Consider the following 14,399-nt stretch of genomic DNA (forward strand, 5'->3'; position numbering starts at 1 on the left):
AATTTTCATAATGTGACTTCAGACCCAGTCTAAAGCTGTATAAACATTAATTATTTTGGAAATTTATGAAGGATGACTTTCAGATTCTGTTAATATGATTCTAGTGTCCTCAATCACAATTAAGCGATCTTTTAACAGTTTGCCTATGGCACGCTTAAATGCCGCTTTACTCATATTAAATGTTTGGCGAATAATTTCTGGGTCGGTTTTACTTGTGAACGGCATTTCACCGTCATGCTGTTGCATATAATTAAATAATTTTTCTGCATCAACCTCTTGCGCTTCTTGTTTACGTGGTAAGAGCGACATATTCAATGTGCCGTCTTGTTTCACCTTAATCACACGACCTTCAACCCATTCCCCAATTCTCGGTTCTCTGTTACGTTCTGTGTGGTGAATGAATGCACGGTAACCATCATCAGTAATCGCGACAGCCCCTTCTTTTCCGCTGCGGAACACTCGCCCACCAAGGTCTTGATTGAACAACGCTTCTGACGCTAAGTCCCAATTCCCTTCAAAATCAGCCTCTGAGACAGGATCAGCCAATAATCGATTGTTTTTATCGTGTTTCAGTGTGACATATAAGACGTCCCCAACCGTAGGCCAAGCTGACATATGCTCTGGTAGGTCATCGTTTGATACAAGCACATGTTTTGATGTCCCAATATCTACGAAAACACCTAGTCCTGGCTTTACTTCTGTCACTTCTGCCCAGTCAAACACATCGGTTGTGACATGAGGTATAGTGGTCGTTGCGATCAGTTGTTTTTGCTTATCGTGATAGAGGTATACTTTCACCTCGTCCCCCTCTGATAACGCTTCGTCCCCTGCTTCATTCGTATGCAGCAGTACTTCTAATGCCTCATGGTCGAGGTCAGTTAATACATAGCCTGTATCAATGACACGTTTAACCGTAAGTGTAACAATTTGTCCTGGTAAATAATTATCCATTGCATTGACTCCCATCTTGATTAAATTTATAATTTAGGCACATGCTATCCTATAACAACTGTTATAGAACAACGAAAGGTGATGTTTTAATTGATTTATGTTGATGCTGATAGTTGTCCAGTCACTGATGAAGTGATTGACCTTGCCTATAAACACGATGAATCTGTCACGTTAGTAAAAAGTTATGCGCATTACAGTTTAAAGTCGCTCAGAGACCATGTAAACGTGGTGTACGTTGATCAAGAAAAAGAAGCCAGCGATTACCGCATTATGCGCTTAATTAATCCTGGAGACGTGTTAATTACAGCTGATTATGGCCTCGCTTCTTTAGCTTTAGCAAAGACGCCTCACATCATACATCCAAGAGGCACGCTCTATAAGAGAGAAACGATGGATCAGTTACTTCAATCACGTTATCTTTCGAGTCAAGTGAGAAAAGCAGGTGGTCGTATGAAGGGACCAAAAGCCTTTACTGAAAGTGACCGGTCCCAGTTTGTTGATCGTTTTGGTCGTTTATTGGACCGGCTTTGATTCATCAGTGTCAGGTGCTTTTTCTGCTAATCCGCTTAAAATCCAACGTTTTGCTGTGTCATCATTAATGTCATATACTTTACCTTCTCTAAGTAATTCTGACTTATATTGAGACTGGACGAGCATTTTAACTTTCATTTCATAAACCTCCATTGTCTTGTAAATGGCTAACATAGTCCTATACCATTTTTTACTCGTATTTAAACATGAAAAAAAGAGGTGAAAGCCACCTCTCTTTCGTATTATAGCATACTTCTGATAATTAAATAAGCAGTTGAAATAAATCCTGGTCTTTATTTATTTCAATGTAACTAAAACCTTTGTCATGCATCCGATCAATAAGTGGTTCGTAATCTTCTTTATACTTGAGTTCAATCCCCACCAGCACTGGTCCTCGGTCACGATTATTTTTCTTCGTATATTCAAATCGGGTAATATCATCATCCCTACCAAGTACATCAGTTAAAAATGATCTAAGAGCGCCGGCGCGTTGCGGGAAGCTAACGATAAAGTAATGTTTATAACCTTCATAAATTAAGGAGCGTTCTTTAATGTCTTGCATCCGGTCGATATCATTATTACCACCACTCACGATGACCACGACATTTTTACCTCTGATCTCGTCTTGGTAATCTTCTAGCGCACTGACAGGCATGGCCCCTGCTGGCTCAGTCACAATCGCATTTTCATTGTATAAGTCTAGCATTGTCGTACAAATCCGTCCTTCTGGGATCGTCGCAAAACCATCGACTAATGGTTTCGCTATTTTAAAGGTCTTATCACCAATCCGTTTCACGCTGGCCCCATCCACAAATTTATCGACATAATCAAGTTTAACGACTTTATTTGCTTTAAAAGAAGCTTGCATCGATGCAGCCCCTGCCGGTTCGACACCGATAATTTTTGTTTCCGGGCTAATATTCTTCACATAAGTTGCCACACCTGAGATAAGACCACCGCCACCGACAGACATAAACATGTGTGAAACAGGCTCATTAATCGCCTCTAATATTTCAAGGCCAATCGTTCCTTGGCCGGCGATCGTCCGCTCATCATCAAATGGATGGATAAACGCCATATCATTCGCCTCACAGAATTTCTTTGATTCATCGCTCGCGTCATCAAATGTATCCCCCGTAAGAATGACATCAACCGCATCTCCACCAAAGAACTGAACACGGTCAACCTTTTGCCTTGGTGTCGTGGTCGGCATAAAGATCGTACCTTTGATGTTCATTGCTTTACACGAATAAGCCACACCTTGGGCGTGGTTCCCTGCACTGGCACATACAACCCCATTCTTCAGATCTTCCTCAGCTAAGCTTTGCATAAAATTATACGCACCTCTAATTTTAAAAGAACGCACGACTTGTAGATCTTCACGTTTTAAGTAGACATTACAGTCATATTTTTCAGAAAGAATCGGATCAAGAAGGAGTGGTGTTTTTGTCACAACATCTTTAATGCGCTGATGCGCGATAATAATATCCTTCACATCGATTGGTTTTTCTGTAGGCATAATACATAATCCCTCCTGCTTGATAAATAATCGTATCTACTATCCTATCATAATTTTCGAAAAACGGGAACTATTCTGAAAAAATACTCAGAGAAAGAAAAGGTTTTCTGTATTAGTACAGAAAGTGTGTGCATCCCAAAATGGAAATCAATGAGACATATTAAAAGAAAGCAAAAAGAAGCAGCATGAGTGCTCCTCCTTTTTGCTTATTTAAACTATGTCTATAAATTACGCCAAGATATCTGTCAATTGTGGCACGACTTGTTTCTTACGTGAAACAACGCCTTTAAGTACAGCGATGTCATCTTCAAGTTTTACCCCAAAGGCTTCATTAACGGCGGCTTGTTCGTTTCCAAGCGCAATAACTGTTGAATCATTCGTTAAAATGTCGGTGATTAAGAAGACAAATAAATCAAGGTGACTCGCCTCAATGACGTGAGTAATCGCCGTTTTAATCGCCGCTTTTTGTGCTAATAAGTCACGTGGGTCGACTGTGTTAACCTGGGCTACCTCAACATGTTTATCGCCCATTGTGAATGGTTTAGCATCCAGTGTTAATAAGTCATTCACTGATTTATCACTTAAATCAGCACCTGCTTTTAACATATCTAAGCCATACGTATGGACATCAACGCCTGCGATAGCTTCCAATTCTTTTGCGGCTTTGACATCTTCTTCTGTACATGTCGGTGATTTAAAGAGTAATGAATCAGAGACAATTGCTGATAGCATTAATCCAGCAATGTTTTTCGGAATGCTGACACCGTGCTCTTTAAATAACTTGTTTAAGATTGTGGCTGTACATCCAACAGGTTCAGCACGGTAGTATAAGGGATCACTCGTTTCAAAATTGGCGATCCGGTGGTGATCGATGACTTCTGTTACTTTTACGTCATCAATGTCACTCACACTTTGTTGTCTTTCGTTATGATCAACTAAAATCACGTGATCGACTTCGTTTTTAACAGTCTCAACGAAACGCGGGGCTTCTGTGTTGAAATAGTCTAGGGCAAACGCCGTTTCTTTACTGATTTCACCTAAGCGAACAGCTTCAGCCTCTTCGCCGATTTGTTGTTTTAAATAGGCATAGCTGATCGCTGATGCGATCGTATCCGTATCTGGATTTTTGTGTCCGAAAATTAATGTTTTACTCATAGTGACAACTCCTCATCATTTGTTTCATACGATGATAATTCTAACGCAAAAATGGTCAAATTTCATCTATAAATTTTATCTACGCATTTATTTCTTATATTGTCCATTCCCTTTTAACAAATATTTTGTTGAAGTGAGCGCTTTTAAGCCCATTGGACCACGAGCATGTAGCTTTTGTGTACTAATCCCAATCTCGGCACCAAAACCAAATTCAAAGCCATCAGTAAAGCGGGTAGAGGCATTATGATACACGCAGGCCGCATCGACATCATTTAGAAAGGCTAATACATGCTCATTTGTTTCAGAAATAATTGCTTCGGAATGTTTCGTACCGTAGGTATTGATATGCTTAATCGCCTCGTCTGTTGATTGAACCACTTTCATCGCAATTTCTAGATCCAAATATTCGGTTGCATAATCCTCGTCGGTTGCTAAGAGGATGGATGGCTCTTTATCTTTGACGGTTTGATCGCCATGAACGAGGACACCGTGTGAGCTCAATTCGTGAAGCAACGCCTCACCGTGTTGATCAAACCACGTCGCATCGACAAGAACGGTCTCAATTGCATTACACACAGATGGGCGCTGTGTTTTCGCATTAATGACAAGCTCTAGCGCCATTATGACATTGGCATCATGGTCAATAAACATATGGCAATTCCCTGCGCCTGTTTCAAGGACGGGGACAGAGGACTTACTGACAACCGTATCAATCAGGTTTTTACTCCCGCGTGGAATTAATACGTCCAAGTAGTCGTTTAAGCGGAACATTTTTTCTGCTGTGTCTCGTGACGTATCTTCAATGAGCTGAACACTATTCACGGGTAACGTTGTTTGTTTTAATGCGTCTTTAATGACATCAACGAGCACGATGTTCGAATAAATCGCCGAAGAACTCCCGCGTAAGATGACCGCATTACCTGTTTTTAAACAGAGGCTTGCGGCATCAATTGTCACATTGGGACGTGCTTCGTAGATCATACCAATGACACCAATCGGTACGGCAACTTTTTCAATCGCTAACCCATTAGGACGCGTGAAAGAGTCTAATACCTCACCAATCGGATCGTCGAGCTCAGTTAATTCCCGCAAAGCATCGGCCATTTGTTTGATACGGTCTTCGGTAAGGCGAATGCGGTCAATGACCGAGTCGCTAATCCCTTTTTCTTTCGCTTTGACTAAATCTTTTTCATTCTCTGATAAAATATCTTTTTGTCTTGCTTCAAGGACATCGGCAATTTTTAGTAGCGCTTGGTTCTTCTCCTCTGTTGAGGCTTGTTGTAAGCGCAGAGTTGTTGCTTTTGCTTGTTGACCTAATGTTTCTAGTGACGTCATTATTTCCCCTCCTGAATCGTTAATATAAGATTATTTCGATGCACCACTTCTGGGTGCGTACAACCGGTGAGTAACATCGCTTCTTGACTACTGAGACCGCGGACTTGTTTGATTTGGTCGGCGGAATAGTTGACTTGCCCTTTTGCGATTTGGTCTTGATTAAAGTAAATATCGACAATGTCCTGAGCATCAAAGTCTTCTTCCACTCCGATAATACCAGCCGCTAACAGACTCTTCCCATCAGATAACAAGGCTTTTTTTGCCCCTTCATCGATAATGACGCGCCCAGTTGGTTCTGAATGGTAAGCAATCCACTGTTTATGTTTTCTTACATGGACTGTTTCTCTCGTGCCAATATACGTCCCGTCACCACTCCCCTTTAGAATATTGACCAATTTATCTTTACCTTGCCCCGTACCAACAAAACAATTAACCCCGACATTTGTTGCGAGTTGGGCGGCGATCAGTTTTGATTTCATCCCGCCTGTCCCTACTTTAGATGATGAATCTTGGCTGGTTGTTTGGATCAATTCATTAGAAATATAACCGAGGTGATTAAAGCGTTTGGCATCCGCATATTGCCCCGGGTTCTTATCATAAATCCCATTGACGTCTGTCAAAAGAATCAGCTGATCAGCGTTCACTAATCCACTCACCTGTGCACTAAGCATATCGTTATCACCAAACGTCATCTCATCAATCGCCACCGAATCATTTTCGTTAATAATCGGCACCACTTTACGTTTTAAACACTCGGTGATCGTTTGATATACATTTGAGAACTGTTCTTTATTTGTGAAGACGTCTCTTGTCAGTAAAAGCTGAGCAGAGACATAGCCATGCTTTTTAAATGCCTGGTTATAGGCTTCAATTAACAGGCCTTGTCCAACCGCTGCAGCGGCTTGTTTACCTTGGACGGTTACGGGACGTGAGGAGTATCCCAAATCTCTAAATCCTGCTGAAATCGCTCCTGAGGAGATTAAAACAACTTCTAATCCTTCCTCTAGTAATTGCACAATGGCTTCCGCATGTTCAGTCAATTTTTCAATCGACAAAGAACCATCTTTTTTTGTCAGTGAACTGCTACCAATTTTAACAACAACACGTTTTTCAATCATGATCCATCACCATTCTTTCTCAAACTTTCATTTGTTTCTTTACATATGTTTTTTTATGATGTTGTTTGTGTATAAAGAAAACACTACTTTTCTCCATACATCTCATGTGATGCAATGGACGAAAAGTAGTGTTTCCGCGGTACCACCATTGTTGACTCAAAGTCTTGAGTCCTCTTATTTTGATAACGCTCGAGATCGTTAAATCTTAGAGCGGTTAAGTTTACCTTAACGACGATAAGAATAGGTTCAACGAAGAAGGGATATGGAGAAATGTTTCAGCCACATGCGCATTTCTCTCTCTGTCATATATTCATTGTTTACTGGTTCTTATTTATCCGTCTCTATTTAGATGTGATTCCATTATCTAAAAACAACGCAAAAATGTCAACTGAAAATTATCAGAAAACTTTTCATTTTTTCGGAACATCAACAATCCAGTTATGAGGGTCGTCAACCGTCCCATATTGAATCCCAGTCAGCGTGTCATAAACACGTTTGGATAATGCGCCAGTTGTATGATGATTGATTACATAGGACTGATCATTATAGAACAATTCCCCCATCGGCGAAATAACTGCGGCCGTACCTGAACCGAATGCTTCTTCCAGTTGACCGTTCTTATGGGCATCCAAAATTTCGGATAAAAGAATCGGACGTTCTTCTACTGTTATGCCCCAATCTTTAAGCAATTGGATCACTGATTTGCGGGTGACACCAGGTAAAATGCTCCCACTTAAATGCGGGGTAACGACTTTATCACCTATTTTAAAGAAGACATTCATACTGCCTACTTCTTCAATGTATTTTCGTTCATGCCCATCGAGCCAAAGAACTTGTGCATAGCCTTTCTTCGCGACGTTTTCTTGGGCAATCATACTGCCCGCATAGTTACCTGCTGTTTTCGCTTCACCGGTACCGCCTTTTACTGCTCTAATATACTCATTTTCAACGGCGATTTTAACGGGGTTAATCCCTGCTTCATAGTAAGCGCCAACGGGTGAGAGAATGATCATAAAGGTATACGTCTTAGACGCTGATACCCCAAGGTAAGGTTCTGTCGCAATGACGAACGGACGAATATAGAGACTTGTCCCTTCTTTATGAGGCACCCAATCTCGATCGATATCCACCAATGTTTGAATAGCTTCTAAAGCCATTGATTCATCAAGCGTTGGAATACACATACGCGCATTTGATCGATTCAAGCGTTTAATATTTTCAGCCGGGCGGAAGAGTTGAATCGTATCTTGCTTTGTCCGGTAAGCTTTTAATCCTTCAAAGACCGTTTGACCGTAATGGAAAATCATCGCGGCTGGGTCCATCTCTAATGGCTGATAAGGTACAACGCGAGGATCATACCACCCGCGGCCTTCTTCGTAATCCATGATAAACATGTGATCAGTAAATTGTCGGCCAAAGACTAAAGAATCATCGGCGGGTTTCTGTTTTTTATTCTCTGATGGTGTAATAGAAATAGTTTGCATTATACTTGACTCCCTTTTATTAATATCTTGTCTTTTTCTATTGTAGACCTAATCCGTTTCAAAAAACAATAGTTAATTTATGAATTTTCAAAACATACGTAGGTGTTATTAGTATCAGATACTAATTGCGCGCTAAACAGAGCCAATAATTATCTTGTATGACCTTTCATCGTTGGCGTTCACACGCACGATTTGACCAAATAGTCATAGAAAGTAATGAAAAGAGGCTGTCTCTTTTGACAGCCCCACCGTTTGTTATGCATATTGTTTAACTTTTTGGTTAATGAGATAATCATGGACGACTTTCGCTACTTCGCGGCCTTCTTGGATTGCCCACACAATTAGCGAAGGTCCGCGTCTGGCATCTCCTGCAGCGAATACATTTTTTACGTTCGTTCTAAAATCTTGATAGTCCGCATCAATCCGATTGTTTTTCATTTCGACACCGAAACGGTCTAACAATGATTGTTGCGGTCCGACGAACCCAATCGCTAAAATGACTAAGTCAGCTGGAATAACGTCATCCCCACGATCAACTTTTTCGTAACGGACGCCTTCAGTGGTAGAAATCTCTTCAATCTTCCTTGTGAATAAGGCTTGCACATGACCTTCTCCGTCATCAATAAACGCATGCGTTTCAGTTAAGAATTCTCTTACTTCTCGGTTAAAGATCATCTTTGCTTCTTTATGGGCATAATCTTCCCGGAAAACATTAGGGTAACTTGGCCATTCGTTACCTTTAGCCCGTGTTTGTGGGAAAGCTGGGGTAATCGCCAGTTGACGGACATTTTTAGCCCCTTGTCGAATGGCTGTCGCCACACAGTCAGCCCCCGTGTCTCCGCCACCGATCACGACAACATTTTTTCCTTCGGCTGAGAGTGATGTGTCTTTTTTGTCTAAGTAACTTTTTGTTTGTTTTGTTAAGTAATCCATCGCAAAGTGGATCCCTTTTAATTCGCGTCCTTGAATCTTTAAGTCCCGAGGCGCCTCAGCACCGGTACAGACGATGACACTGTCGAAATCCCGTTTTAAGTCTTCTGGTAAGATGTCTTTTCCAACGTCAGTATTTAAATTGAAAATAATGCCTTCTTCTTTTAATAAGTTGATGCGCCTTTCAACAATATCCTTATCTAGTTTCATTGTTGGAATACCGTACATTAATAATCCTCCGGCTCGGTCAGCTTTTTCAAATATTGTCACAGTATGTCCTTGTTGATTCAGTTCATCAGCTGCACTTAAACCACTCGGACCGGATCCGATAATCGCCACTTTTTTACCAGTACGTTCTTTAGGTATACGAGCGGTAATGTATCCTTCATCAAATCCACGGTCAATAATCGCCCGCTCAATATTTTTTATACCCACCGCATCATCATGAATACTGACCGTACAGGCCCCTTCACACGGAGCGGGGCATACCCGCCCGGTGAACTCAGGGAAATTGTTCGTCATCAGTAACCGATCAAGTGCCTCTTCGAAGCGCTCTTTATAGACTAAATCATTCCACTCTGGGATTAAGTTATGCAAAGGACAACCAGAGACTTGTTTATTTATATCAATCCCGGTATGACAAAATGGGATTGAACAATTCATGCAGCGTGCCCCTTCTGTTTTTAATTGTTCATCGGTCAAACGTCCTTGGTATTCTCCCCAATCCTTTAATCGGGTGAGATGATCACGCTCTTTTGCCACTTCTCGTTTATAGTCAATAAATCCTGTCGGTTTCCCCATTTATTTTGCTCCTTTCTTATTTAACTTTGAGTCCGGCTTTTATTTTGTCGGCTTTTATTTCATTGAAGGCGAGTAAACTAGCTTCTTCATGTGTCGAACCTGTTGACATAAAACCTTCAATTTTACCAGTCACACGTTTATAACGACGCGGAATGACTGAGATAAAGTGATTTTTTTCCGTCTCCCAGTTGTCTAAAATATCATGAGCTTTTACAGAACCCGTCAGCTTTTTATGATTAATAAGCTGTTGTTTGACCTTGTTTAACGCTTCGTTACTTAAAGAATCATCTAGGTCGACCAGTTCTTGATTAATATAGGCACGTGTGGCTTCTTTATTTGTTGTATAAAGATAAGCTTCACCACCTGACATACCTGCCGCAAAATTCTTGCCGATGGAACCAATGATGACAACCTGACCTGCGGTCATATATTCACAGCCGTTATCACCAACACCTTCTACAACAAGGTTCGCCCCACTATTTCTTACCGCAAATCGTTCGCCTGCAAGCCCGTTGATGTAACCTTCACCAGATGTTGCCCCGATAAAACAAACGTTACCGGCGATGATGGCTTGATCGGCCATTGGTTTCATCGTCTCTGTTGCCTCAATGATTAGCTTGCCACCTGAGAGCCCTTTTCCGGCATAGTCATTGGCGTCTCCTGTTAAGTGGATGGTCATCCCTTTTGGTATGAAAGCAGCGACACTTTGTCCAGATGAACCTGATAAGTGGATATTAATCGTATCTTCTGGTAGTCCTTGTTCACCGTGTGCTTTTGTCACATGATAACCAAGCGTTGTTCCGGTTGCGCGGTCAATATTAGTGACATGTAACTTAATATGTTGTGGTACTTTTTCTTCAATCGATGCTTTAAAATACGGGTAAAGAATGGCTTGGTCTAATGTTTCTTCTAACTGGTGTGCTTGGGTTTCTTTCTTTAAGCAAAAATCAGATGCTGGTTTATATAACAATCGTGATAAATCCAAGTACCTTGCTTTCCAGTGGAGGTTTTTACGTTCATGAATTTTGAGTAGTTGGGTTTGTCCGACTAATTCATCCACCGTCCTCACACCGAGTGAGGCCATGATTTCACGCATGTCTTCTGCGATAAATCGCATAAAATTTTCAATGTCTTCCGGTTTGCCGGTGAAACGTTCACGTAAGGCTGGATTTTGGGTAGCAACACCTACCGGGCAAGTATCCAAATGACAGACACGCATCATGACACAACCTAAAATAACGAGTGGCGCTGTCGCAAAACCAAATTCTTCTGCTCCTAAAATAGCGCTCATAACAACATCTTTCCCTGTGAGTAGTTTACCGTCTGTCTCTAATGTCACCCGTTGTCTGAGTCCATTTAAAATGAGTGTTTGGTGGGCCTCTGTTAAACCAATTTCTAAAGGTAAGCCGGTATGCTTAATACTCGTTTTTGGTGAGGCGCCCGTACCACCGTCATAACCAACGATACTAATAACATCAGCTTTACCTTTAGCTACACCGGCACTGATCGTACCGACACCGGACTTCGCGGCCAGTTTCACACTAATCCGTGCTTTTGGATTGGCATTTTTTAAATCAAAGATGAGCTGAGCTAAATCTTCAATCGAATAAATATCATGATGCGGTGGTGGTGAAATCAAATCGACACCTGGTGTTGAACGGCGTGTGTTTGCAATCCACGGATATACCTTATCACCTGGTAATTGACCACCTTCGCCTGGCTTTGCGCCTTGCGCCATTTTGATTTGTAATTCATTTGCGTGGACTAAGTAATCACTGTCTACACCAAACCGAGCGGACGCTACTTGTTTAATCGCACTCATTTTATTGATTAGCGGATCCGTTTGAATAAAGCGATCTTTTTCTTCCCCGCCTTCCCCACTGTTACTTTTACCCCCTAATCGGTTCATCGCAATCGCTAACGTTTCATGTGCCTCGCGACTAATCGAACCATAACTCATGGCGCCTGTTTTAAAGCGTTTGACGATTGAATCAACCGGTTCAACCTCACTGAGGTCAATCGCAACTTGTTCGTTAAAGTCAAGGAGATGTCTTAAAAAGCCGATGTGCTGGGTTTCCATTTGTTTGGTATAACGTTTAAATAAATGATAGTCTCCGCGCCTTGCGGCCCATTGTAATTGTGTAAGGGTCGCGGGATTATAGGCATGACTTTCACCGTCATGTCGCCACTGAAACTCACTACCTTCAGGTAACCGTTTGTCGCTTGTATTAAAGCCTGCCTCATGAAACATGCGTGCTTCTTGTTCAATCACATCAAGGGTAATCCCATCTAATACAGACGTCGTTCCGGTAAAGTGTTGATTAATCACGTCGCGACTAATCCCGACCGCTTCAAAAATTTGTGCACCTTGATAACTTCTAAAGGTTGAAATCCCCATCTTCGACATCACTTTAACGACACCGTCAACCATTGTCTCGATGTACGTATTGATCGTGTCCGTTAACGTTTGTGAGAGTGTCTCATCTTCTATCAATTGTTGATACGTTTCATAAACTAAATACGGTAAGATAGCATCCGCGCCATATCCGAGTAAACAAGCAAAGTGATGGGCTTCTTTCACTTCACCAGAGACAACAATTAAGCTGACCTTAGAACGAATCCCTTGACGAATCAAATATTGGTGCAAACTAGATGTCGCAAGGAGGGTTGGAATCGTGACGTTGTCTTCATTCATATCTTCATCAGTAAGAATGAGAAGCGCGTGCCCGTCGTCTATTAATGCTTCTGCTTTCTCATGAAGTGCCGTTAGTGCCTCTGACAAATGATTGGTAAACGTCGTCTTAAGACGTGCGCTTTTAAAATCGTCACCTAAGGTAATCAATTGATCGAGCTCTTCAGCGGTTAAAATTGGATGGGGCAATTCAATGCGTCTCACATTATCAGGGGAGGCATTTAAATAATCGCCTTCTTTTCCTAACCAGACTTTTGTTGATATAACATGTCGTTCACGATAAGCATCAATCGGAGGATTGGTGACTTGAGCAAATGTTTGTTTAAAATAGTGAAATAACGATTGTTGTTTATTTGATAATACCGCCAGTGGGGTATCAATGCCCATCGCGCCAATGGGGTCTTTCTTTTGTTCCTGTAAGGCAATCAAATAGTTTTCTATCACCTCATGGGTATATCCAAACGCGCGTTGACGTGATAAGAGATCTGAACGTTTTTTTACTGTTAACGATTGTGGCTTTGTGATATGGCGAACCTCATCAGCTAACCAGTTTTTATACGGGTATGTTGTCACAACCGATTCCTTGATTTCTTCATCAGGAATAATCCGTCCTTGTTCAAAATCGATAAACAACATTTCGCCCGGTTTTAATCGATTCTTTTCAATAATCGTTTCTTCATCAATCGGTAATACCCCAACTTCAGAAGCATAAATGATATCGCGCTCTTTCGTAATCACATAACGAGCCGGTCTAAGACCATTCCGATCTAAAATTGCGCCAAGTTGTTTACCATTGGTGAAGGTCATTGATGTCGGACCGTCCCATTCCTCAGACACCGCACTCATATAGCGATAAAAGGCTCTTTTATCTTCTGACATCGTCTCTTCATTCTCATATGGTTCTGGGATTAACATCATCGCCGCTTCTTGTGGCGATTTACCTGAGAGAATTAGGAATTCTAAGGCGTTATCAAGGACCGATGAATCACTGCCGTCTTCATTTAAAATCGGTAAAATGGTTTCAAAATCATCACCAAAGACATCGGCCTTTAAGTTATGTTCCCGAGCTTTCATTTTATTGATATTGCCACGTAACGTATTGATTTCTCCATTGTGAATTAAATATCTATTCGGATGCGCTCGCTCCCATGACGGAAATGTATTCGTGCTAAAGCGAGAGTGAACGAGACTAAAGTGAGACACGACATCCTCATCCTTTAAGTCAATGTAAAATTGATCGACTTGATAAGAGGTCAGTAAACCCTTAAAGACGATGGTTTGACTTGAAAAACTTGGTATATAGAAAGCTTCGTCATGTCCTTTTGCGAATCGTTCCATCTGTTTTCTCATGCGGTATAAGACGCGTTCAAAAGGTAAGCCCTGTTCAGCCACCGTTCGTTTAATAAATACTTGATACACTACTGGCGCTGATTCTTTGGCTAGTGCCCCAATCTGTTCAACGTTTGTCGGTACCTTGCGCCACGTCATTAATGTTTCCTTTTCTTGTTTTATTATCTGATTAATCTGACTTTTGTAAGCGGAAAAATGAGGATCATGTTGTTGGAAGAAAAACATCCCGACGGCATAGTCACCGGGTTCAGGTAAATCAATGGTTGGTAGGACCTTTCTGAAGTATTGATCAGGAATTTGAATCATAAGGCCAGCCCCGTCACCCGTATTCGGATCACTCCCTTGTCCCCCGCGGTGATCGAGCTTTGTTAACATATCAAGTCCGTTCTTTACAATGGCGTGGCTTTTGTTTCCATCTAAGTTCGCATATAAGCCAATGCCGCAATTATCACGTTCATAACTCGGTTGATACATGCCGTTTGCTTGTATTTTTTCATTGAAACGCATGATGATTGTCCCCCTCGTGCTTTTTT

The 14,399-nt window shown here is 41.5% G+C and carries 10 protein-coding genes; 1 reads left to right on the forward strand and 9 read right to left on the reverse strand.

What is annotated here, in order from left to right; all coding sequences use genetic code 11:
* Positions 1-63: 63 nt before the first annotated feature.
* The gene (locus BM390_RS08850) at positions 64-951 is read right to left on the reverse strand and encodes a CvfB family protein (RefSeq protein WP_062322511.1); all 888 of its coding nucleotides are present in this window, start codon (positions 949-951) and stop codon (positions 64-66) included.
* Between the two features lie 90 nt (positions 952-1,041).
* Here BM390_RS08850 and BM390_RS08855 point away from each other — a divergent pair, with 90 nt between their 5' ends.
* Complete coding sequence (locus tag BM390_RS08855) at positions 1,042-1,482, forward strand: YaiI/YqxD family protein (RefSeq protein WP_062322509.1); 441 nt, start codon at positions 1,042-1,044, stop codon at positions 1,480-1,482.
* On the opposite strand, the gene BM390_RS15480 is transcribed toward BM390_RS08855, so the two are convergent.
* From BM390_RS15480 to gltB, 8 genes are all read right to left on the reverse strand, one after another.
* Positions 1,465-1,620 carry a hypothetical protein gene (locus BM390_RS15480; RefSeq protein WP_177220690.1) on the reverse strand — a complete coding sequence of 52 codons (156 nt, stop codon included), beginning with the start codon at positions 1,618-1,620 and terminating at the stop codon, positions 1,465-1,467. The genes BM390_RS08855 and BM390_RS15480 overlap by 18 nt on opposite strands.
* A 124-nt stretch (positions 1,621-1,744) precedes the next feature.
* Positions 1,745-3,001 (reverse strand): threonine ammonia-lyase IlvA, encoded by a 1,257-nt coding sequence (gene ilvA / locus BM390_RS08860; protein WP_062322507.1) that lies wholly within the window; start codon positions 2,999-3,001, stop codon positions 1,745-1,747.
* Positions 3,002-3,229: 228 nt separating this feature from the next.
* The gene (locus BM390_RS08865; RefSeq protein WP_089854365.1) at positions 3,230-4,156 is read right to left on the reverse strand and encodes a manganese-dependent inorganic pyrophosphatase; all 927 of its coding nucleotides are present in this window, start codon (positions 4,154-4,156) and stop codon (positions 3,230-3,232) included.
* A gap of 87 nt (positions 4,157-4,243) precedes the next feature.
* Positions 4,244-5,491: a glutamate-5-semialdehyde dehydrogenase gene (locus tag BM390_RS08870; protein ID WP_062322505.1), complete on the reverse strand. Its 1,248-nt coding sequence runs from the start codon at positions 5,489-5,491 to the stop codon at positions 4,244-4,246.
* Positions 5,491-6,609, reverse strand: a complete 1,119-nt coding sequence (gene proB / locus BM390_RS08875) for a glutamate 5-kinase (protein WP_062322503.1) — start codon at positions 6,607-6,609, stop codon at positions 5,491-5,493. Before proB ends, BM390_RS08870 begins: the two co-directional genes overlap by 1 nt.
* Before the next feature lie 410 nt (positions 6,610-7,019).
* A complete protein-coding gene (locus tag BM390_RS08880; RefSeq protein WP_062322500.1) occupies positions 7,020-8,093 on the reverse strand; it encodes a branched-chain amino acid aminotransferase in 1,074 nt (357 codons plus the stop codon).
* A gap of 255 nt (positions 8,094-8,348) precedes the next feature.
* The gene (locus BM390_RS08885) at positions 8,349-9,824 is read right to left on the reverse strand and encodes a glutamate synthase subunit beta (RefSeq protein ID WP_062322498.1); all 1,476 of its coding nucleotides are present in this window, start codon (positions 9,822-9,824) and stop codon (positions 8,349-8,351) included.
* A 16-nt stretch (positions 9,825-9,840) separates the two neighbouring features.
* The gene (gene gltB / locus BM390_RS08890; protein WP_089854368.1) at positions 9,841-14,373 is read right to left on the reverse strand and encodes a glutamate synthase large subunit; all 4,533 of its coding nucleotides are present in this window, start codon (positions 14,371-14,373) and stop codon (positions 9,841-9,843) included.
* Positions 14,374-14,399 lie beyond the last annotated feature (26 nt).

It is taken from the genome of Halolactibacillus miurensis, assembly GCF_900116255.1.
In the GTDB taxonomy this organism is placed as follows: domain Bacteria; phylum Bacillota; class Bacilli; order Bacillales; family Amphibacillaceae; genus Halolactibacillus; species Halolactibacillus miurensis.